At 52.8% G+C, this 21,429-nt stretch carries 19 protein-coding genes; 15 read left to right on the forward strand and 4 right to left on the reverse strand.

The window, feature by feature from the left end:
• The first annotated feature begins 121 nt into the window (after positions 1–121).
• The 5 genes from hpaB to yjiA all read left to right on the forward strand — a co-directional run bounded on the left by hpaB (position 122) and on the right by yjiA (position 5,895).
• Positions 122–1,684: a 4-hydroxyphenylacetate 3-monooxygenase, oxygenase component gene (gene hpaB, locus ACO7SM_RS18620; protein ID WP_276292925.1), complete on the forward strand. Its 1,563-nt coding sequence runs from the start codon at positions 122–124 to the stop codon at positions 1,682–1,684.
• 17 nt (positions 1,685–1,701) lie between these two features.
• Positions 1,702–2,214, forward strand: coding sequence for a 4-hydroxyphenylacetate 3-monooxygenase reductase subunit (locus ACO7SM_RS18625; RefSeq protein ID WP_490468740.1), 513 nt, complete (start codon positions 1,702–1,704; stop codon positions 2,212–2,214).
• Positions 2,215–2,484: 270 nt separating this feature from the next.
• Entirely contained in the window at positions 2,485–4,635 is a 2,151-nt protein-coding gene (gene btsT, locus ACO7SM_RS18630; RefSeq protein ID WP_192610941.1) for a pyruvate/proton symporter BtsT, read from the forward strand.
• A 96-nt stretch (positions 4,636–4,731) separates the two neighbouring features.
• Positions 4,732–4,926: a YbdD/YjiX family protein gene (locus tag ACO7SM_RS18635; RefSeq protein WP_490468741.1), complete on the forward strand. Its 195-nt coding sequence runs from the start codon at positions 4,732–4,734 to the stop codon at positions 4,924–4,926.
• Positions 4,927–4,938: 12 nt separating this feature from the next.
• On the forward strand, positions 4,939–5,895 hold the full coding sequence (gene yjiA, locus ACO7SM_RS18640; protein ID WP_490468742.1) for a GTPase: 957 nt from the start codon (positions 4,939–4,941) through the stop codon (positions 5,893–5,895).
• 152 nt (positions 5,896–6,047) lie between these two features.
• On the opposite strand, the gene ACO7SM_RS18645 is transcribed toward yjiA, so the two are convergent.
• Together ACO7SM_RS18645 and ACO7SM_RS18650 are read right to left on the reverse strand one after the other, a co-directional pair.
• The gene (locus tag ACO7SM_RS18645; RefSeq protein WP_490468743.1) at positions 6,048–6,350 is read right to left on the reverse strand and encodes a BrnA antitoxin family protein; all 303 of its coding nucleotides are present in this window, start codon (positions 6,348–6,350) and stop codon (positions 6,048–6,050) included.
• A complete protein-coding gene (locus ACO7SM_RS18650; protein ID WP_490468744.1) occupies positions 6,337–6,624 on the reverse strand; it encodes a BrnT family toxin in 288 nt (95 codons plus the stop codon). Before ACO7SM_RS18650 ends, ACO7SM_RS18645 begins: the two co-directional genes overlap by 14 nt.
• Positions 6,625–6,855: 231 nt before the next feature.
• On the opposite strand from ACO7SM_RS18650, the gene ACO7SM_RS18655 reads away from it, so the two are divergent.
• The 9 genes from ACO7SM_RS18655 (at position 6,856) to ACO7SM_RS18695 (ending at position 18,550) form a co-directional block, all read left to right on the forward strand.
• Positions 6,856–8,022 (forward strand): restriction endonuclease, encoded by a 1,167-nt coding sequence (locus tag ACO7SM_RS18655; RefSeq protein WP_490468745.1) that lies wholly within the window; start codon positions 6,856–6,858, stop codon positions 8,020–8,022.
• 98 nt (positions 8,023–8,120) lie between these two features.
• Complete coding sequence (gene hsdR, locus ACO7SM_RS18660; protein ID WP_490468746.1) at positions 8,121–10,550, forward strand: EcoAI/FtnUII family type I restriction enzme subunit R; 2,430 nt, start codon at positions 8,121–8,123, stop codon at positions 10,548–10,550.
• Between the two features lie 66 nt (positions 10,551–10,616).
• Complete coding sequence (locus ACO7SM_RS18665) at positions 10,617–12,089, forward strand: N-6 DNA methylase (protein ID WP_490468747.1); 1,473 nt, start codon at positions 10,617–10,619, stop codon at positions 12,087–12,089.
• Positions 12,086–13,849: a restriction endonuclease subunit S gene (locus ACO7SM_RS18670; RefSeq protein ID WP_490468748.1), complete on the forward strand. Its 1,764-nt coding sequence runs from the start codon at positions 12,086–12,088 to the stop codon at positions 13,847–13,849. Before ACO7SM_RS18665 ends, ACO7SM_RS18670 begins: the two co-directional genes overlap by 4 nt.
• A 221-nt stretch (positions 13,850–14,070) precedes the next feature.
• A complete protein-coding gene (symE, locus tag ACO7SM_RS18675) occupies positions 14,071–14,415 on the forward strand; it encodes an endoribonuclease SymE (RefSeq protein WP_490468749.1) in 345 nt (114 codons plus the stop codon).
• A 370-nt stretch (positions 14,416–14,785) separates the two neighbouring features.
• Positions 14,786–15,619, forward strand: a complete 834-nt coding sequence (gene xapA / locus ACO7SM_RS18680; RefSeq protein ID WP_490468750.1) for a xanthosine phosphorylase — start codon at positions 14,786–14,788, stop codon at positions 15,617–15,619.
• Positions 15,620–15,664: 45 nt separating this feature from the next.
• Positions 15,665–16,864, forward strand: a complete 1,200-nt coding sequence (gene tsgA, locus ACO7SM_RS18685; RefSeq protein WP_490468751.1) for an MFS transporter TsgA — start codon at positions 15,665–15,667, stop codon at positions 16,862–16,864.
• A 20-nt stretch (positions 16,865–16,884) separates the two neighbouring features.
• A complete protein-coding gene (locus ACO7SM_RS18690; RefSeq protein ID WP_490468752.1) occupies positions 16,885–17,832 on the forward strand; it encodes a LysR family transcriptional regulator in 948 nt (315 codons plus the stop codon).
• 187 nt (positions 17,833–18,019) lie between these two features.
• On the forward strand, positions 18,020–18,550 hold the full coding sequence (locus ACO7SM_RS18695; protein WP_490468753.1) for an NlpC/P60 family protein: 531 nt from the start codon (positions 18,020–18,022) through the stop codon (positions 18,548–18,550).
• 162 nt (positions 18,551–18,712) lie between these two features.
• Here ACO7SM_RS18695 and ACO7SM_RS18700 read toward each other — a convergent pair whose 3' ends face one another.
• Both ACO7SM_RS18700 and ACO7SM_RS18705 read right to left on the reverse strand, forming a co-directional pair.
• Entirely contained in the window at positions 18,713–19,519 is an 807-nt protein-coding gene (locus ACO7SM_RS18700; RefSeq protein ID WP_490468754.1) for a nucleotidyl transferase AbiEii/AbiGii toxin family protein, read from the reverse strand.
• Positions 19,482–20,480 (reverse strand): type IV toxin-antitoxin system AbiEi family antitoxin, encoded by a 999-nt coding sequence (locus ACO7SM_RS18705; RefSeq protein ID WP_490468755.1) that lies wholly within the window; start codon positions 20,478–20,480, stop codon positions 19,482–19,484. Before ACO7SM_RS18705 ends, ACO7SM_RS18700 begins: the two co-directional genes overlap by 38 nt.
• 48 nt (positions 20,481–20,528) lie before the next feature.
• On the opposite strand from ACO7SM_RS18705, the gene ACO7SM_RS18710 reads away from it, so the two are divergent.
• A complete protein-coding gene (locus ACO7SM_RS18710; protein WP_490468756.1) occupies positions 20,529–21,338 on the forward strand; it encodes a metallophosphoesterase in 810 nt (269 codons plus the stop codon).
• The last annotated feature ends 91 nt before the right edge of the window (positions 21,339–21,429 follow it).

Raw genomic sequence — 21,429 nt, forward strand, 5'->3', positions numbered from 1 at the left:
TTCACGCCGTCGCCTTATCACGCTTCAATTGAACAACAAAAACAAAACATAAATTTAACATTAAAGCCTAAGACGCCCGCTGGCGCAGGCTTTCCATCCGATACGAAAAGAGAGTCTGACTATGAAACCTGAAGATTTCCGCGCTGACGCCAAACGCCCCTTAACCGGTGAAGAGTACTTAAAAAGTCTACAGGACGGCCGCGAGATCTACATCTACGGTGAACGCGTGAAAGACGTCACCACCCATCCGGCGTTTCGCAACGCGGCGGCGTCTGTTGCCCAACTCTACGACGCATTGCACAAACCGGAGATGCAAGACGCCCTCTGCTGGGGCACCGACACCGGCAGCGGCGGCTACACCCACAAATTCTTCCGCGTGGCGAAAAGCGCCAACGACCTGCGCCAGCAGCGTGACGCCATCGCGGAGTGGTCCCGTCTGAGCTACGGCTGGATGGGACGTACGCCGGATTATAAAGCCGCGTTTGGCTGCGCGCTGGGGGCGAATCCGGCGTTTTACGGTCAGTTTGAGCAGAACGCCCGCAACTGGTACACCCGCATTCAGGAAACCGGACTCTACTTTAACCACGCCATCGTCAACCCGCCGATCGACCGCCACAAACCGGCCGACGAAGTGAAAGACGTCTACATCAAACTGGAAAAAGAGACTGACGCCGGGATCATCGTCAGCGGCGCAAAAGTGGTGGCAACCAACTCAGCGCTGACCCACTACAACATGATCGGCTTTGGCTCTGCGCAGGTGATGGGGGAAAACCCGGACTTCGCGCTGATGTTCGTCGCCCCAATGGACGCCGACGGCGTGAAACTGATTTCCCGCGCCTCTTATGAATTGGTGGCAGGCGCGACCGGTTCTCCGTATGACTACCCGCTCTCCAGCCGTTTTGACGAGAACGATGCCATTCTGGTGATGGATAAAGTGCTCATTCCGTGGGAAAACGTGCTTATCTACCGCGATTTTGATCGCTGCCGTCGCTGGACGATGGAAGGCGGTTTCGCCCGCATGTATCCGTTGCAGGCGTGTGTGCGTCTGGCGGTCAAACTCGACTTTATCACCGCGTTGCTGAAAAAATCGCTCGAATGTACCGGCACCGCGGAGTTCCGCGGCGTGCAGGCCGATCTCGGGGAAGTCGTGGCCTGGCGTAACATGTTCTGGGCGCTGAGCGACTCCATGTGTTCTGAGGCGACGCCGTGGGTCAACGGTGCCTGGCTGCCGGATCACGCGGCGCTGCAAACCTACCGCGTGATGGCGCCGATGGCCTATGCAAAGATCAAAAACATTATTGAGCGTAACGTCACCAGCGGTCTGATCTATCTGCCTTCCAGCGCGCGTGATCTGAATAATCCACAGATCGATCAGTATCTGGCAAAATACGTGCGCGGCTCCAACGGAATGGATCACGTTGAACGCATTAAGATTTTAAAACTAATGTGGGACGCCATCGGCAGCGAATTTGGTGGACGCCACGAGTTATATGAAATCAACTACTCCGGTAGCCAGGACGAGATCCGCCTGCAGTGTCTGCGTCAGGCGCAGACCTCCGGCAACATGGACAAAATGATGGCGATGGTTGACCGCTGCCTGTCTGAGTACGACCAGAACGGCTGGACGGTGCCACACCTGCACAACAACAACGATATCAACCTGCTGGATACGCTGCTGAAATAACGCAGTCGGAGGTCAAAATGCAATTAGATGAACAACGTCTGCGTTTTCGTGATGCGATGGCTAGCCTGTCAGCGGCGGTCAATATTGTGACCACCGAAGGCGACGGCGGACGCTGCGGGATCACCGCGACCGCCGTGTGCTCGGTGACCGATACGCCCCCGTCGGTGATGGTCTGCCTTAACGCCAACAGCGCCATGAATCCGGTGTTTCAGGACAACGGTAAGCTGTGCGTCAACGTGCTGAACCACGAGCAGGAACTGATGGCGCGCCACTTCGCTGGCATGACCGGAATGGCGATGGAAGAACGTTTCAACCTTTCCTGCTGGCAAAAAGGGCCGCTGGCGCAACCGGTGCTGAAAGGCGCGCTGGCCAGCCTCGAAGGGGAGATCCGCGATGTGCAGGCGATTGGCACGCATCTGGTTTATCTGGTTGAGATCAAAAATATTATCCTGGGCGAGGACGGTCACGGTCTAATCTACTTCAAGCGTCGTTTCCATCCGGTAATGACGGAAATGGAAACCACCGTCTAACCCCATAAAGCCCACGGGCGGCCGCGCTGCCGCCCGCTTTCATTGTGACCTAAGTCACACAATCTCCGCCGCTTACGCCTTCTCTTTACCGCTCGCTGACACTCCTGACCGCTTACGCTGACATATAACCACTCGCCTATTTACCTTACTTTACGCGCGCGTTTCTCTGGCAAGATCGTCGCCAGCATAACAGTCATATACCTCCTCAAACACACACTTGAACCCAAACGGCTTCGGCCAATTATTAATCTAAAGAAACCAGGTTTTACTATGGATACCAAAAAGATATTCAAGCACATACCCTGGGTGATTCTCGGAATCATCGGGGCGCTCTGCCTCTCGGTAGTGGCATTACGTCGGGGCGAGCACATCAGCGCCCTGTGGATTGTGGCCGCTTCCGTCTCTGTATATCTGGTAGCGTACCGCTACTACAGCCTGTACATCGCTCAAAAGGTGATGAAACTTGACCCGACGCGTTCAACGCCTGCGGTCATCAATAACGACGGCCTGAACTACGTGCCGACCAACCGCTACGTGTTGTTCGGTCACCACTTCGCCGCCATCGCCGGTGCGGGTCCGCTGGTAGGGCCTGTACTGGCCGCCCAGATGGGTTATCTGCCGGGTACGCTGTGGCTGCTGGCAGGTGTGGTACTGGCCGGTGCGGTACAGGACTTCATGGTACTGTTCATCTCGACCCGCCGTAACGGCGCATCTCTCGGTGAGATGATCAAAGGTGAGATGGGCCGCGTGCCGGGTACCATTGCGCTGTTCGGCTGCTTCTTAATCATGATCATCATCCTCGCGGTACTGGCGTTGATCGTGGTAAAAGCGCTGGCCGAAAGCCCGTGGGGCGTGTTCACCGTGTGCTCTACTGTGCCTATCGCGCTGTTCATGGGGATCTACATGCGATTCCTGCGTCCGGGTCGTGTGGGCGAAGTGTCGGTGATTGGTATCGTTCTGCTGGTTGCCTCTATTTACTTCGGCGGCGTGATTGCCCACGACCCGTACTGGGGCCCGGCGCTGACCTTTAAAGACACCACCATTACCTTCGCACTGATCGGCTACGCGTTTATCTCCGCGCTGCTGCCGGTATGGCTGATTCTGGCCCCGCGTGACTACCTGGCAACGTTCCTGAAAATCGGTGTTATCGTCGGTCTGGCGATCGGTATCGTTATCATCAACCCGGAACTGAAAATGCCTGCCATAACCCAGTACATTGACGGTACCGGGCCACTGTGGAAAGGCGCGCTGTTCCCGTTCCTGTTTATCACCATCGCCTGTGGTGCCGTCTCTGGCTTCCACGCGCTGATTGCTTCCGGCACCACGCCGAAGCTGATGGCCAACGAAACCGACGCTCGCTTTATCGGTTACGGTGCCATGCTGATGGAATCCTTCGTTGCGATTATGGCGCTGGTTGCTGCGTCCATCATCGAACCGGGTCTTTACTTCGCGATGAACACCCCGCCAGCAGGCCTTGGCATCACCATGCCGAACCTGCATGAAATGGGTGGTGAAAACGCGCCGCTGATTATGGCGCAGTTGAAAGACGTGACGGCACACGCCGCCGCGACCGTCAGCTCCTGGGGCTTCGTGATTTCGCCTGAGCAGATCCTGCAAACCGCGAAAGACATCGGCGAACCGTCCGTACTGAACCGCGCAGGTGGCGCACCGACGCTGGCTGTGGGTATCGCACACGTATTCCACAAAGTGCTGCCGATGGCGGATATGGGCTTCTGGTATCACTTCGGGATCCTGTTCGAAGCGCTGTTCATCCTGACCGCGCTGGACGCCGGTACCCGTGCTGGCCGCTTTATGCTGCAAGATTTGCTCGGTAACTTCGTGCCGTTCCTGAAGAAAACCGACTCTCTGGTCGCCGGTGTACTGGGCACTGCTGGTTGTGTTGGTCTGTGGGGCTACCTGCTGTATCAGGGCGTGGTTGATCCGCTGGGCGGCGTTAAGAGCCTGTGGCCGCTGTTCGGTATCTCTAACCAGATGCTGGCTGCCGTGGCGCTGGTTCTGGGCACCGTGGTACTGATTAAAATGCAGCGCACCAAATATATCTGGGTTACTGTTATTCCGGCATCATGGTTGCTTCTCTGCACCACCTGGGCGCTGGGTATGAAACTGTTCAGCACCAACCCGCAGATGGAAGGCTTCTTCTACATGGCCAGCCAGTACAAAGAGAAGATTGCGAATGGCGGTGAACTGACTGCACAGCAGATTGCCAACATGAACCATATCGTGGTGAACAACTACACCAACGCAGGTTTGAGTATTCTGTTCCTGATTGTGGTGTACAGCATCATCTTCTACGCTATCAAAACCTGGTTGAACGTGCGTAACGTCAACGGTCGTACCGACAAAGAAACTCCGTACGTACCGATTCCGGAAGGCGGCGTGAAGACCTCTTCACACCACTAAAAACCTGGCGGGTGGCGCTACGCTAACCCGCCCTACACAGATCCTGTAGGCCCGGTAAGCGTAGCGCCACCGGGCTTTTTCTATCTGGACGGTATAATGTTTGGTACTTTAGGTCAGGCAAAAAAATATCTCGGTCAGGCGGCAAAGATGTTGATTGGCATTCCAGACTACGACAACTACGTCGAGCACATGAAGACCAACCATCCCGACCTGCCCTATATGACTTACGAAGAATTCTTCCGCGAGCGCCAGGAAGCCCGCTACGGTAGCGGCGGAAGCAGTTGCTGTTAGAAGGAGAAATGAATGACCCCGATTGCAGTTACCCTACTCACCGGTTTTCTTGGCGCCGGTAAAACCACGCTGCTGCGCCATATTCTCAACGAACAGCACGGCTACAAAATTGCCGTTATCGAAAACGAATTCGGTGAAGTGTCCGTTGACGATCAACTGATTGGCGATCGCGCCACCCAGATCAAAACCCTCACCAACGGCTGCATCTGCTGCACCCGCTCCAGCGAGCTGGAAGACGCGCTGTTAGACCTGCTCGACAACCTCGACAAGGGCAACATCCAGTTCGACCGTCTGGTGATTGAATGCACCGGCATGGCCGATCCCGGCCCGATTATTCAGACCTTTTTCTCGCATGAAGTATTGTGCGAACGCTACCTGCTGGACGGCGTGATTGCGCTGGTCGATGCAGTCCATGCCGACGAGCAGATGAACCAGTTCACCATCGCCCAGTCGCAGATTGGCTACGCCGACCGCATCCTGCTGACCAAAACCGATGTGGCGGGAGAAAGCGAAAAACTGCGTGAACGCCTGGCGCGTATCAACGCCCGCGCCCCGGTTTACACCGTTACCCATGGCGACATCGACCTCGCCCTGCTGTTCAACACCAACGGCTTTATGCTGGAAGAGAACGTGGTCAGCGCCGCACCGCGTTTCCACTTTATCGCCGACAAGCAGAACGATATTTCATCGATTGTGGTGGAGCTGGATTACCCGGTCGACATCGGCGACGTTTCCCGCGTGATGGAAAATCTGCTGCTGGAATCCGCCGACAAACTCCTGCGCTACAAAGGGATGCTGTGGATTGACGGCGAACCAAATCGCCTGTTGTTCCAGGGCGTGCAACGCCTCTACAGCGCCGACTGGGATCGCCCGTGGGGCGACGAACAGCCGCACAGCACGCTGGTGTTCATTGGGATCCAACTCCCCGAAGACGAGATCCGCGCCGCGTTTGCGGGCTTGAAGAAGTAAACCCTCCTGATGCCCGATGGCGCTGCGCTTATCGGGCCTGTGCCTCAGGCCTGTGCCGATTTGTAGGCCGGATAAGGCGTAGCCGCCATCCGGCATCCGACATCCGACATCCGACATCCGACATCCGCCATCTACACGCGAGTAAACACTCACTATTTTTTGTTTTGCTCCCGCAACATGGCTTCGCGCAAAATGGCGTTAAGCCGCGTCTGATAGCCTTTCCCCGGACGTTTCAGCCATTCCATGACATCAGCATCAATCCGCACAGAAGCTTGCGTTTTCAATGGGCGAAAAAATTTACCCCGTGCCGCCTCAGCCCACTGTCCGTCCTCCGACGGAGGAATGTCGCTGTAATCAATATCCGCATCGGATTTCTTCGCCAGCGCCTTAAGTTCAGCCTCATGCTGAGCACTCAGCGCGGATACGCTGCCGCGTTTATGTTTAACCATGCTCATAACGATTCCTCTCTTTACTGTCTGCCTTTCGGGCGCTAATGATCCGCATGACTTCGCTGCCACTTTCAAAACGAACGGTGTGGACAACGAGAATGACAATAATCCCATGCACAAGCCCGAGGGTTTGCCAGCGGTGCTCACCGTTCTCTATGCGATCCTGCCTTGAGAGATGCCACGGATCATCGAACACCAGAACGGCATATTCAAAGCGAATGCCATGTTTTATCTGGTTGCTTCTGGCCTTGTTAGCATCCCATTCATACTCCATCGGCATTGTATCTTCCTTTATTGTATATACAAAAATGTATAGACAATTATCTTACGAGTATAACGATATTGTTGGAAATAGCATCACATTTTGGAAAGATCTTTTTGGGGTTTTAAGCCGTAGACGGCATAAAAATGACCATAACGAGCCTTCCTTTTCGCGGTTAAGTGATTCATACCATGGAATGTTTCAAATACTGTGGCAAGCTATCGCCATTGCTATCGTTAAGGGATTATCGTGAAAAATTACAAAGTCATTACCCCGCTTTTTCCCACCTATTCTCAGGTTAAAGCGATGATGAAAGCCGTGTCGGGTTATTCCCTGAAAGCGGTGCGCAACATGATTAACGCCATCCATGAGCAAACCGGCACACCGCAAAAGCCCGTCGACTGGTCAGAACCCGACCTGTGGATCAGTGAACGCCTAACGGGCGAAGACGCAGAAATCGCCCGCCGCATTTGGGAAATGGATAACCACGTTCTCAACCCGCGCCACAGCTATGGCTGCTACTTATTCCTCAACTATCCGCAATTTGATCTGATGGTTAGCACCGCGAATGACGTCTGGGAACCGACCGCCCGCGGGCAGCAATTCCTCAATGATGACGACAAAACGCTGCGTTCGCTGGACGATCAGGAAGGCATCCTGCAACTGCTGGAACTGTTAGCTGGCCGCGAAATGTCGCGTCGTGCCGATTTACTGCCAGAATGGCAGGCATTCCTCCACCAGCATTCCAAATTTGCCTCTGCCAGTTCGGTAAAAAGCACGCTTTACTCTCGCCTCAATAACCTGATCGACCGCGACATGGTTGCGCGCGAAGGCATGAGCTATCTGATCACCGACGCCGGGCGTGACTGGCTGGGCAAAGCCTTACCGGCGCGGAAAAGCGATCCGCGTAAAGAGCTGCTGGACGCGGTGAAACGCTATAACGAACAGCAAAAAGAGCTGCTGCGCGAACAAATCAGCACCATGAATCCGTATAAGTTTGAGCATCTTGTCGGCCAACTGCTGGAAGCCATGGGCTATGAGCAGGTGGAAGTGACGAAAGCCTCCGGCGATAAAGGCGTGGACGTGATTGGTCAGGTGCAGGTCGGCATTACCACCATCACCGAAGTGGTGCAGGTGAAAAGAATGCAGAACACCATTACTCGCCCGTTTATCGACCAGCTACGCGGCGCATTGCCTTACCACAAAGCGATTCGCGGTACGCTTATCACCACCGGGAAATTTGCCGCGAAGTGCGCAGAAGCCGCGCTGTTTCCAGGCGCCGCACCGATTACGCTTATCGACGGCGACCGTCTGCTTGAGCTGCTGATTGAAAACAATGTCGGTATTCGTCGCAGCAATGCGGTGGAATTACTGGACGTGGATTTACAGTTGTTTGATGAGTTTGAGATGGAGTAAGTCATTTCATTCTGATGCCGTGCCGCCATATCTGTTCATGGCTTACGTAACAAATTTGTGTAAAATCAGAGCAATCCACTATTGGTAGAGAATATGCTATGGCTGGCCTGAACCTGAGTAACCTGACGGAAGCGGATATCATTACCAAACGCGTTATGCCTGCCATCCTGAATGCGGGATGGAACGACACGACGCAAATCAGACAAGAGGTCAAACTCCGGGACGGCAAAGTCATCGTGCGCGGTAAAGTCGCGGCGCGTCGAACGGTGAAATCCGCCGATATCGTGCTGTATCACAAGCCGGGCATTCCACTGGCCGTGGTTGAAGCGAAAGCCAATAAACACGAAATCGGTAAAGGAATGCAGCAGGGCATCGAGTATGCGCGACTGCTGGACGTTCCTTTCGTCTTTGCCACCAACGGCGATGGTTTTATCTTCCGCGACGCCACCGCCGCCGAAGGGGAATGCCTTGAAAAGCAAATCACCTTAGATGATTTTCCCTCTCCTGCTGAACTCTGGCAAAAATTCTGCCAGTGGAAAGGCTACACGCAGGCTCAGCTTCCGGTCATTACGCAGGACTACTACGACGACGGCAGCGGAAAATCGCCGCGTTATTATCAGCTTCAGGCCATCAACAAAACCATCGAAGCCGTCTCAGGCGGGCAAAACCGCGTTCTGCTGGTCATGGCGACCGGAACGGGGAAAACGTATACCGCGTTCCAGATAATCTGGCGCTTATGGAAAGCGAAAAGTAAAAAGCGGATCCTGTTTCTGGCCGACCGCAACATTCTGGTCGATCAGTCAAAGAATAACGATTTCCTGCCGTTTGGTTCGGCAATGACCAAAGTTTCCGGGCGCACTATCGATCCTGCTTATGAAATCCATCTTGCACTTTACCAGGCCATTACCGGTCAGGATGAAGAGCAAAAAGCATTTAAGGATGTTGCATCTGATTTCTTTGATCTGATTGTGATCGACGAATGCCATCGCGGCAGCGCCTCGGAAGACAGCGCCTGGCGCGAAATCCTCGACTACTTTAGTTCCGCCACGCAAATTGGTTTAACCGCCACGCCAAAAGAGACGCACGACGTCTCCAGCACCGATTACTTCGGCGATCCGGTTTATATCTACTCGTTAAAAGAGGGGATCGAAGATGGCTTCCTTGCGCCTTACAAAGTCGTGCGTGTCGATATTGATGTGGATCTGCAAGGCTGGCGTCCGACAAAAAATCAGACGGATAAAAACGGTGAACTGATCGACGATCGCATCTATAACCAGAAAGATTTTGATCGCACCATGGTCATTGATGAACGCACCGAACTGGTCGCAAAAACCATCACGGACTACCTGAAACGCACCAACCCGATGGATAAAACCATCGTCTTCTGTAACGACATCGATCACGCCGAGCGGATGCGACGTGCGCTGATCAATCTCAACCCGGAACAGGTGAAAAAGAACGACAGGTACGTGATGAAAATCACCGGTGATGATGAGACTGGCAAAGCCCAACTGTATAACTTTATTAACCCCAAGAAAGACTATCCGGTTATTGCCACCACTTCCGAATTGATGACCACCGGCGTCGATGCTAAAACCTGCAAACTGGTCGTTCTGGATCAAAACATCCAGTCGATGACCAAATTCAAGCAGATCATCGGGCGCGGCACGCGTATCGACGAACGCTACGGCAAACTGTGGTTTACCATTCTCGACTTCAAAAAAGCCACCGAATTGTTCGCCGATGAACGCTTTGACGGCATCCCGGAAAAGGTCATGGACACCACGCCGGATGATATCGCCAACCCGGATTCCGACTTTGAAGAACAGTTCGACGATACAACAGAAGACGCTGAAGATGAGGTGACGGGCGCAGATGAAGATCCCGCGCCGTATGACACCACCGGCTCCGGTGATATCGGCCCATTGCCGGAAGACGACGAGAACAAAGTACGCAAGTTTCACGTCAACGGCGTGGCGGTGGGTGTTATTGCCCAGCGCGTTCAGTATTACGATGCCGACGGTAAGCTGGTCACCGAATCCTTTAAAGATTACACCCGCAAAACCTTGCTCAAAGAGTATGCCTCGCTGGATGACTTTACCCGCAAATGGCAAGATGCCGATCGCAAAGAAGCGATCATCAGGGAACTGGAACAACAGGGGATCATCTGGGAAGTGCTGGCGGAAGAAATCGGCAAAGACCTTGACCCGTTCGACATGCTTTGCCATGTGGTATATGGTCAGCCGCCGTTAACGCGCAAAGAGCGCGCCGACAACGTGCGCAAGCGGAATTACTTCACCAAATACTCCGAAGCGGCGCAAACGGTGCTGGATAATCTGCTCGATAAATACGCCGATGTGGGGGTGCAGGAGATCGAAAGCATTCAGGTGCTGAAGCTCAAGCCGTTCGACAGTATGGGGACGTTACCGGAAATTATTAAAACCGGATTTGGCGACCGTAACGGGTATAATCAGGCCATCAGCGAGCTGGAGAACGAAATCTACCAAATAGCGCCCCGCTCCGCATAACCACTCTCTTTTGCGCCTTCTGCAACCCCGCGGTTGCAGAAGGCCTTGTTTTTAATGGAAGACAACATGTCAATCAGTTCAGTTATCAAATCCTTACAGGACATTATGCGTAAAGACGCCGGTGTGGACGGCGATGCGCAGCGCCTCGGCCAGCTCTCCTGGCTGCTGTTTCTGAAAATCTTCGATGCTCAGGAAGAGACGCTGGAGCTGGAACAGGACAACTACCAGTTCCCCATTCCGCAACGCTATTTGTGGCGCACCTGGGCGGCGAACAGTGAAGGGATCACCGGCGATTCCCTGCTGGAATTCGTCAATGACGATCTCTTCCCGACGCTGAAAAACCTCACCGCGCCTATCGACAAAAACCCGCGCGGCTTTGTGGTCAAACAGGCGTTCAGCGATGCCTATAACTACATGAAAAACGGCACCCTGCTGCGTCAGGTGATCAACAAGCTGAATGAAATTGATTTCACCAGCGCCAGCGAACGCCATCTGTTTGGCGATATTTACGAACAGATCCTCAAAGATCTGCAATCGGCGGGAAATGCCGGTGAATTCTATACCCCGCGCGCCGTCACCCGTTTTATGGTGGATCGCGTTGACCCGAAACTCGGCGAGTCGATCATGGATCCGGCCTGCGGTACCGGCGGTTTCCTCGCCTGCGCGTTCGATCATGTAAAAACCCGCTATGTGCAAAGCGTGGCCGATCACCAGACGCTGCAACAGCAGATCCACGGCGTGGAGAAGAAACAGCTTCCGCATCTGCTGGCGACCACCAATATGCTGCTGCACGGCATTGAAGTGCCGGTGCAAATCCGTCACGACAACACCCTGAACAAGCCGCTTTCCTCCTGGGATGAGCAGCTCAATGTGATTGTCACCAACCCGCCGTTTGGCGGCACGGAAGAAGACGGCATCGAGAAAAACTTCCCGTCCGAAATGCAGACCCGCGAGACGGCGGATCTGTTCCTGCAACTGATTATTGAAGTGCTGGCGAAAAAGGGCCGCGCGGCGGTGGTGCTGCCGGACGGCACGCTGTTTGGCGAAGGCGTCAAAACCAAAATCAAAAAGCTGCTCACCGAGGAGTGCAACCTGCACACCATCGTGCGTCTGCCCAACGGCGTGTTTAACCCGTACACCGGCATTAAAACCAACCTGTTGTTCTTCACCAAAGGCCAGCCAACCAAAGAGATTTGGTTCTATGAGCATCCGTATCCGGCGGGAGTGAAAAACTACAGCAAAACCAAACCGATGAAGTTTGAAGAGTTCCAGGCGGAGATCGACTGGTGGGGCAACGAAGCCGACGGTTTCGCCAGCCGTGTCGAGAACGAACAGGCGTGGAAGGTCAGCATTGATGAGGTGATTGCGCGTAACTTTAACCTCGACATCAAGAACCCGCATCAGGCAGAAACCGTCAGCCACGACCCGGACGAACTGCTGGCACAGTACGCGAAGCAGCAGCAAGAGATCCAGACCCTGCGCCATCAGTTGCGCGATATCCTCGGCGCGGCGCTCTCCGGCAAGGAGATTAACGGATGAGCGTGGAAAAGCTGATCGTTGAGAATATCGACACCTGGACCACGGCGTTGCAAACCCGTTCCACCGCCGGGCGCGGCAGTTCCGGTAAAATTGATCTGTATGGCATTAAGAAACTGCGTGAGCTGATTCTGGAACTGGCGGTGCGCGGTAAACTGGTGCCGCAGGATCCGAACGATGAACCGGCGTCGGAACTGCTGAAGCGTATTGCGGCAGAAAAAGCGGAACTGGTGAAACAGGGAAAAATTAAAAAGCCGAAGCCACTGCCGGAAATTAGCGAAGAAGAGAAGCCATTCGAATTGCCGGAGGGATGGGAGTGGGTGCGATTGGCAGACGTATATGATGTCAGAGACGGTACTCATGACACCCCTAAATATCAATCCCAAGGGTATCCATTAGTAACAAGCAAAAATTTATCTTCTGGAAAGCTTAATTTTGATGATGTCAAATATATAAGCACTGAAGCTCATAATAAAATCCAAGAACGTTCTAACGTAGAGTTCAATGATATTTTATTTGCTATGATTGGTAGTATTGGCAACCCTGTAATTGTAGATGTGCATGAAGACTTCTCCATAAAAAATATTGCTCTGTTCAAATATTACAACAAACAGACTTCCGTTCCGAGCTATCTAAAATATGTATTAGAATCTCTATCTATATATTTAAAAGAAACTTCGAGTGGTGGTGTTCAACCATTTGTTTCGCTAGGCACTCTACGTAATACAGTAATGGCTCTTCCCCCACTGAGTGAACAATATCGAATAGTTGCAAAGTTAACAATTTTGAATACCCTCTGCGACCAACTGGAACAGCACTCGCTAACCAGTCTGGACGCCCATCAGCAACTGGTTGAAACCCTGCTGGGCACGCTGACGGAAAGCCAAAACGCCGAGGAACTGGCGGAAAACTGGGCGCGTATTAGCGAGCATTTCGACACGCTGTTTACCACCGAAGCCAGCGTTGATGCCTTAAAACAGACCATTCTGCAACTGGCGGTGATGGGCAAACTGGTGCCTCAGGATCCGAATGATATTTCAGCTGATGTTCTACTAGAACAACTAAGCACATCAAGAAATAATAAATTCAAAAAACAAACCAATAATAAAGAAGCAGACACAATGCTTCGTAAAATAAACAAATTAAAAAAGGCAAAACCGCCCTTTAAATTACCTAATAATTGGATCCCGGTTCATCTTATTGAGCTTTGCGAATACTTAGTTGATTGCCACAATAAAACAGCGCCCTATACAAGCACTGGCATACCTATTATCAGGACAACTAATATTCGTGAACGTAAATTCTTGGAACAAGACTTAAAGTTTATTAACCAGGAAACATATGATTTTTGGTCCAAGCGCTGCCCACCTTTACCTGGAGATATTATATTTACCCGTGAGGCTCCTATGGGTGAAGCATTGATTATACCGCCAAATGTTAAATGGTGTTTAGGGCAACGGACAATGCTTATTCGGGTTATGCATGAATTCGTTTCTAATGAATTTCTCTTACTTGCACTTACAGAACCTCATTTACTTGAAAGGGCATCGAAAAATGCTGTAGGCCTGACTGTTAAGCATTTGCGAGTAGGAGATGTTGAAAATCTAAACATCCCTCTTCCCCCTTTAAATGAGCAGTATAGAATAATTGATAAAGTTAATATTTTGCTTGAGCTCTGCAATCAACTTAATGCCAAAATCCAATCCGCCCAGCAGACCCAACTGCATCTGGCTGATGCGCTCACCGATGCGGCAATAAATTAAATTTAATCATCTTCATAAATCAATAAAGCGGCTAAATAGCCGCTTTATTTTTATCACCAAAAATTATATTTACCCACATCAGGTTTCTTATTTTCATTGATTTTCATCTGGACTTTTTGTTTTTTTGCTGATGATATGTACAGGTTTTTAGCGCGATGCGGATGTGCTCGAACACACCCGCATCGCTTATCACAATCCCTATTACCACGAGAATAGAGAATATGACTACCGCGCATTGTATTGCAGAACAGTTTGAACCAGAAGTGTCCCCGGTAAATAACCGTCGTCTGACGGTGAGTTATGCGAGTCGTTCCCCTGATTATACGCCCATCCCCGCGCTCACCCTGAAAGGTCAGTGGCTGGAGGCGGCCGGTTTTACCACCGGTACGGAAGTAGACGTGAAAGTGATGGACGGCTGTATTGTGCTGACCGCGCTGCCGCCCGCCGTCGAAGAGAGCGAATTAATGCAGTCGCTGCGCCAGGTGTGTAAGTTATCGGCGCGTAAGCAAAAGCAGGTGCAGGAATTTATTGGGGTGATTGCGGGTAAAACGCAAAAACCAATCTAAGCCTGTTGGATGGCGCTGCGCTTATCCGACCTGCCATAGCGTAGGCCGGATAAGGCGCGTTGCGCCGCCATCCGGCAGAAACACCGTGCGCGATGCCTTGCGTTCATGAATACAATAGTGCGCCAGCAAAGACACCGCCCAAACCCGAACTGACCATCAGTGAGCCTCATCACACTTCAACTCGCCCATTTTCGCCAGCCAGCCGCCAGTGCCGCGTGCTCTTCTGCATAACCCGTTGAAGTTTCGTCAGTCCGATAATGTGTGCACGCCATCCATTCAAAAAATCGAATCAATAACCGCGTTTATCCAATTGGATTAGCAATCATCCGCTTCGCAGAATGGGCATAAACCTACGCATTCAGGAGTTTTTATGTCTCATTCCGTGATTAACGATACCCCGTTCGACGCCGTTGAAATCCTCCGCAACGCGAAGCCGGGCTTTACCCCGCGCATCGCCTTTATTCTCGGATCGGGCCTTGGGGCGCTGGCCGATAAGCTCGAAAACAAAACCGTTATCTCTTATGAAAAACTGCCGGGTTTCCCGGTCAGCACCGTGATTGGGCATGCGGGAGAGGTGGTGATGGGCGCGCTGCACGGCGTGGACATTATCTGCATGAAAGGGCGCGGCCATTTTTACGAGGGCGTCGGGATGGGCATCATGACCCACGCGGTGCGCACCTTTAAACTGCTCGGCTGCGAATTTATGTTCTGCACCAACGCGGCGGGCTCGCTCAATCCGGCTATTCCGGCGGGCAGCCTGGTGGCGCTTAACGATCACATCAACACCATGCCGTCGACGCCGCTGGTCGGGCCAAACGACGACCGCTTTGGCCCGCGCTTCTTTAGCCTCGCCAACGCCTACGACAAAGACCTGCGTGAAAAACTGCATCACACCGCCCGCGATCTGGGTCTGAAACTCCACGAAGGGGTGTTCGTCTCCTACCCTGGCCCGAACTTCGAAACGGCGGCGGAGATCCGCATGATGCAGAAAATCGGCGGCGACGTGGTGGGCATGTCGGTGGTGCCGGAAGTGATCGTCGCGCGCCACTGCGGCCTGAAAGTGCTGGCGGTGTCGGCGATCACCAATATGGCGGAAGGCTTAAGCGACGTGGAACTCTCCCACGAACAAACCCTGAAATGCGCGGCGATGGTCACCGACGATTTCATTCGCCTGATTAGCCAGTTCGTGAAGAACTACCGTTAAGTTCCCGTCCAGCGGCGGGTGTATTGCCCGCCAGGAGAAACGCAGATGTCAGAAAATTACTCTCGCGGCAGCCTGAACGCGATTTCGTATCTGAGCTATTACTTTGTCGGCGCGCTGGTGTCGACGCTCGGCATCGTCCTCGGCCCGCTCTGTGCGGCGTTCAACAAAGACCCGAGCTTTATCGGCCAGGTGTTTACGCTGATGAATATCGGCATGTTCGTGCCGATCATGCTCGGCGGTATTCTGATGAAAAAGTGGGGTCTGCAAAAGCCGCTGGCGATCGCCGCCGCGCTGACCATTCTGATCAGCGCCCTGCTGTTCGTCACCCCAACGCTGACCATGTTCAGCATCGCGGTCGCCATTATTGGCGCCTGCGGCGGGATTTTTATGACCATCGGCAGCTACCTGGTGGTGCGCATCAACCCGGACGAAAAAAGCCGCTCATCGAGCCTGATTTTTACCGACTTCTTCTTCAGTCTGGCGGGCGCAACGCTCTCTTTCCTGCTGGCGTGGCTGTTTAAAATGGGCGCGAGCTGGATGGCGATGTACGCCATTATGGGCGCGCTCGGCGTGATGATGCTGATCCTCACCCTGCGCAGTCGCTACCCGGCGACCGAATCACCGGAACCGACGCATCAGGAAACCGCCAGCAAAGAGCCGTGGGGGCGCCCGGTGTGGCTGCTGTGCGGGGCGCTGTTCCTGTTTCTGCTGGCGGAGCCGATTTTCACCATGTGGACGCCGGGCTATCTGATGTGGCGTTTCCAGATGCTGCCAGAACAGGCGGCGCTGTACACCACCGTGTACTGGGTGACGAAGGCGACAGGGTTGTTCCTCAACCAGTTCACCGTCAGGTGGATGAAGCTGCGCACCTTTCTGCTCATTTGCACCGCCGTCGGCCTGGTGTCGATAGCGCTTATCAGTAACAGCAGCAACACCACGCTGATTTTGATTGCCTGCGGCGCGTTTGGCTTCTTCAACTCCGGGCTGTTCTCCGGGCTGATGAGCTACGGTTCGTTGCAGGTCAGCCGCAGTTCGCCGACGCTGATTTCCGCGCTGCTCACCAGCGGCACCGTTGGCACACTGCTGTTCGCGACGGTGTCTTCGCTGGTCAACAGCCGCTTCGGTCTGCACGGCGCGGTGAATGCGTCTACCGTTGCCTACGCGCTGCTGATGATAACCCTGCTGGCAGGCATTGCCTGTAGCAAAGCCGAACGGCTGCATCAGGGCGAGGCGGTCGCGGTTTGACAGCCTTCAGGGAGGGTTGCATGATACCGCCACCCTCCTCCTTCACGGTGCCCGGCATGATCGATCCTCAGGCCAACAGCCGCATTCGCTTTCGGATGCTGCGCTATTTTCAGACCCTTGCCGACGAACTGCATTTTGGTCGCGCCGCCGCACGGCTGAACATCTCCCAGCCGCCGCTCAGCGTACAAATCAAAGAGCTGGAAGAGATCCTCGGCGTAGAGTTGTTCGAACGATCGAGTCGCAAAGTCGCGTTGACCCACGCCGGAAAAGTGCTGAAAACCGAAGTCGACCGCCTCCTCAACGCCACCGAACAGTCGCTGAACTATGTGCGTCAGATCGGTCGCAGCGAAAAGCAACACATCAATATTGGGGTGATTGGCAGCGCAATGTGGGGGCCGTTGCTGGAAAGGATGAAAGCGTTTCGGGAAGCCAACCCCGATGTAAACTGGACGCTGCATGAACTGGGGCAGCACGAGCAAACCGAAGCGCTGCGCGCCCGCACCATTGATATCGCCGTCAACCGCAATGTGATCCCGCATCCGGGCGCGAAGATCCGCTGCCAGTTGATCGCCCGTGAAAGGGTGCATGTCGCCGTGCATGAAAGCGATCCGCTGTGCCGTCGCGGAAAAGTCTCGCTGGTCGATCTGGCGGATCGGGCGTTTATTTCTCTCTCTTTTACCCGCAGCGATTTTGCCCATCAGGTGTACGAACGCTGTCTCGAACTGGGCGTCTCGCCGCTGATCACCCATCAGGTTTTCGAGCCGCAAACCGCGCTGGCGCTGGTCAGCACCGGCAGCGGCGTGGCGCTGTTGCCGGAAACCTGCGGGCTGATCTACTGGCCCGGCGTGGCCTTTCTCCCGCTGGAAGAGACGATCCCGGCCGACCTGTATGCGTTGTGGTACGACGAGCCGTTACCGGAACTGTTCACACGCTTTTTGGAGGCGCTGCGCGGTGAGGCTCCCGCGTGAGGGAAAGCGCCAAAATCAATAGAATGGATGTATCAGTCCAATTTTAGACCGTATAGTTAACGATCGATTCATTCATCGGTGTTATTATTCATTCCGTCGTTAAAACTATAATTTTAAACCATCATGGTTGATGGGTTTCTTTTGCGCAAAATGTAAGGATGTGACCCTATAAATTAATTTATGAGTTATGCTTCGTTTAATTTTATTTATTGTTTTTGTACTTTCTTCTTCAACCACCTTTGCTTTCGAACATATTATTCCTGAAGAATGGGGAGCCGATCCTGTTTTTACTTTTAAATCACCGACTCCGCCAACATATATATTAAAAGAAGGGAATTTAAAGCAACGTATTATGGATGAATATGCCCAATGGAAAGGCACCCGTTATCTCTGGGGCGGAAATAGCCATAATGGTATTGACTGTTCGGCGTTCACCCGAAGAGTAATACACTCCGTCGCTCATCTGAATTTACCGAGAACCGCCGCTGAGCAGAGTCATATTGGCTACCTCGTTCAACAGGCACAACTGAAACCTGGGGATCTGGTCTTTTTTATGACAAAACCCAATGTTCGCCATGTCGGTGTCTTTGTCGGTAATGACCAATTTATCCATGCGTCGAGTTCCCAGGGCGTGATGCTCTCTCATTTGTCAGGCAGTTACTGGCAAGAGCATTATCTGACCGCCAGAAGAATGGCCCCGGTACGGGGAATGTCGTAGCGTTCACGTTTGTCGCTGTCAGGCAGGGAATGCAGTAATTTGACGCGCCAGGTAGTTGGCGCTCTTTTTGCTGCTGATGGCGGTGCGCAGGCAACGGCAACTCCTGGAGTTTATCGCCCTGGTTGAGCGGAGTAAAAATACCTTCGGCTAAACATCATCGGCTTACCTCAAAAGCGTATCCCAGAAGTCCCCCACCAGCAGCTCGATGCGTTCTTCGGAAGCATCAACCCGTTGTCTGACCATAATGTCCACCAGCTTTTGCATATCAAACTGGCGCAGACTTTTACGATTGTCCTCTGACATTAGAGCCGCAACATCGCCTCCCGCCAGCAAAGCTCCCAGACGCTCCGGGTCCCAGTCGACGCGCGCCCCCCACTCAGCATTGTCATAAAGTCGTGAATCTTCGACATGCTGGTACTCGTGAAGGATTTTGTAAATATCGACCGCATCTTTGGTGAATTCGTCCCCGCGCGCTCGCCAGGCGAACAGTTTCAACAACAGCAGGCCTGGCAATGAACTGAACCGCACTTCGCCGCATCCGGGTATCTCAATAATCAGCGTATTCGCCCAGGCTTCTGCAAAGCCTTCTACTGACATCGCCACCGCCAGCTCTGGTGGCCAGCGAATTTCGTCTCCCTGTGCAACGCCCCCAAAAGGTAAAATATCGATCTCAACCCCTTCCCACAGTACTCGCTGCACATTGCCGGAAATTTCGGTTGCGCCTTGTGCCAACATGTTGTTTTTCAGTAAGTCAAACTGCGGCCAGTCTTCTATCAGTACAGCAATATCAATATCACGCGTATGTCGCCCTGTGCTTCTGCCATGCACATGCGTCAACAGCACTTCGCGCGCCATCGCTCCGGCAACAAAAAATTCGCTTCCGGCAACCTGACATATACGGGTAATGCGCTCCAGCGTGGCGCGAATATCCTCAGAAAGTGGGCTTTGCAATGTGTAGATATTGAGCATTAATTCGCCTCGCGGTTTCAATGTTCCGATCGTCACTGGAGGCCAGCAGTTCAGCGATGGTCAATAACGCATAAGCACGTTTATTGATCGTGAATGCTTCTCCCCAAAAGTTCTCAATGAGCTGCCAGTGGCCTTCCCGCGACGGACGCAACCCCATCGCCTTCCATCGTTCAGTAAACGAATAGGGTGTGAAAAACTGGATTTTTTCAGGGTGCAAATATCCGTCGCTCAGTTCATTCCCTGCGACTTCCCCCGCCCAGCATTCCCCAGGCAACAAGCGCGCGTTATGCCAGTGCAAATCGCCCGTCAACCCGAGTGTTTTGAGTTTCGGTCGCAGAACAATGGGGTATTCCTGCACCCACAACCAGTAAAGATCGTTGACCCGCGTAAAGCGCCGCCCGTCATTACTCTCACGACACCATTTTTTGCCGGACAGATAATCAAAACCTTTGCTCACCATTCCCAGAGAAATACCTGCTAATTCAGCAAGTTTCCGATAGGTGTAGTTGATTGCCTTTTCATCTGACAACAATACAAACAGTAATTTCATGATGCCAATGGAAAGCGAATCTGAACGTTCAACACGTCGTTCGTTTTTTTTCCCTGTGATATACACATACAAACCTGGAGCAGAGATAAAGGCATTACCCGCAGCATCAATAAAATTAAGGCTATGATCGATGCAATATTGCTGTTGCCCGGGGGACAAATATAAGCAAACCAATAGCCCGGCATGCTGTGGCCCCTCACTGGTTAATGTTGTCTTCCACCTTTCAAGCCACTCTTTGCGCGGCTGTGATTTAACCTCAGTGTAAAAAACGGTTTTTCTCCCGTCAGGCATGTTCAGCAACAGTGTACCGTCCAGGGGATGTTGCTCGGGTAGAGAGGCATACTCGAATTGCCCCAACTCTTTGGGTAGCTGGTTAAGAGCACTCTCAACGATCTCAATTTCATTGTTCATTTGTTCACGCCTTTTTCTCTGTTCATGATTCATGAACAATGTGATTTTATGAACAAACTGTTATTTCATGCAACCGCTGTTTTATTATTCAGAGACTCAACGCAGGGAAGCCACATGATTACCACACTCCTTTATAATCACCTCGGCCGGGATTTCATCGTGGGGGATCTGCACGGTGCCTTTCCAGAGCTGAACGCTTTACTGAAACATGTTCAATTTGATGCGAGGAAAGACCGACTTATCGCGGTGGGCGATCTTTTCGATCGCGGCGCGTTCCCACACGATTGTCTCTCCTTACTCGACCAACCATGGTTCCATGCGGTTCGCGGTAATCATGAACACAACCTGCTCCTTTGGGACATGGCTGCGCCACCCGAACAGAAGCAGGCTGCGCGGATGCAAATCGTCAATGCAGGCGGTGCATGGTTTTTTTCATTACCGGAGCATGAGCAAAACCCTCTATGCCGTAAAATCGCCGACTTGCCGCTGGCTATACTGCTTTCATCACGCGGAAAACGCTATTGCGTTATCCATGCTGAAGTGGCCCAGGAATATGAGGATATCAATGACTTCCTGATGGGCTTGCTGAATGAAGAACCCGCAGCGCTCCGCAGTTGCCTCTCAGGCAGAAGACGTCACAAAACGGTGGACACGCGACCAATAGAGAATATCGAATGGATTGTGTGTGGGCACACACCTGTCTTACCCGCCAACAGGATCAAGGGAAATAGCATTAACCTTGATTACGGACTCCCCTCCTCGCATCCGATGTCGGCGCTGGGTATGTACGAAACGGGGGCAGACACGCTGTGGCTTTGTCATCAACCGTTACGCGTTTCAAAGTACAACGCTCAATAATGTGTTCACGATAACTTTTCGTTCATGATTCATGAACACATTAAAATCGTGAACAGCGTGTCTTACCTCACTGCCTTTTGCACTTTTCCCC

This window comes from Citrobacter sp. LJND-P06, assembly GCF_058188415.1.

Coding starts and splice junctions, on each gene's coding strand:
- symE (WP_490468749.1), top strand. CDS start 14,071: ATGACTACCGCGCATTGTATTGCAGAACAGTTTGAACCAGAAGTGTCC.
- btsT (WP_192610941.1), top strand. CDS start 2,485: ATGGATACCAAAAAGATATTCAAGCACATACCCTGGGTGATTCTCGGA.
- tsgA (WP_490468751.1), top strand. CDS start 15,665: ATGTCAGAAAATTACTCTCGCGGCAGCCTGAACGCGATTTCGTATCTG.
- ACO7SM_RS18645 (WP_490468743.1), bottom strand. CDS start 6,350: ATGAGCATGGTTAAACATAAACGCGGCAGCGTATCCGCGCTGAGTGCT.
- ACO7SM_RS18710 (WP_490468756.1), top strand. CDS start 20,529: ATGAACAAACTGTTATTTCATGCAACCGCTGTTTTATTATTCAGAGAC.
- ACO7SM_RS18625 (WP_490468740.1), top strand. CDS start 1,702: ATGCAATTAGATGAACAACGTCTGCGTTTTCGTGATGCGATGGCTAGC.
- ACO7SM_RS18700 (WP_490468754.1), bottom strand. CDS start 19,519: ATGCTCAATATCTACACATTGCAAAGCCCACTTTCTGAGGATATTCGC.
- ACO7SM_RS18695 (WP_490468753.1), top strand. CDS start 18,020: ATGCTTCGTTTAATTTTATTTATTGTTTTTGTACTTTCTTCTTCAACC.
- ACO7SM_RS18635 (WP_490468741.1), top strand. CDS start 4,732: ATGTTTGGTACTTTAGGTCAGGCAAAAAAATATCTCGGTCAGGCGGCA.
- ACO7SM_RS18690 (WP_490468752.1), top strand. CDS start 16,885: ATGATACCGCCACCCTCCTCCTTCACGGTGCCCGGCATGATCGATCCT.
- hsdR (WP_490468746.1), top strand. CDS start 8,121: ATGGCTGGCCTGAACCTGAGTAACCTGACGGAAGCGGATATCATTACC.
- ACO7SM_RS18650 (WP_490468744.1), bottom strand. CDS start 6,624: ATGCCGATGGAGTATGAATGGGATGCTAACAAGGCCAGAAGCAACCAG.
- yjiA (WP_490468742.1), top strand. CDS start 4,939: ATGACCCCGATTGCAGTTACCCTACTCACCGGTTTTCTTGGCGCCGGT.
- ACO7SM_RS18705 (WP_490468755.1), bottom strand. CDS start 20,480: ATGAACAATGAAATTGAGATCGTTGAGAGTGCTCTTAACCAGCTACCC.
- hpaB (WP_276292925.1), top strand. CDS start 122: ATGAAACCTGAAGATTTCCGCGCTGACGCCAAACGCCCCTTAACCGGT.
- xapA (WP_490468750.1), top strand. CDS start 14,786: ATGTCTCATTCCGTGATTAACGATACCCCGTTCGACGCCGTTGAAATC.
- ACO7SM_RS18670 (WP_490468748.1), top strand. CDS start 12,086: ATGAGCGTGGAAAAGCTGATCGTTGAGAATATCGACACCTGGACCACG.
- ACO7SM_RS18665 (WP_490468747.1), top strand. CDS start 10,617: ATGTCAATCAGTTCAGTTATCAAATCCTTACAGGACATTATGCGTAAA.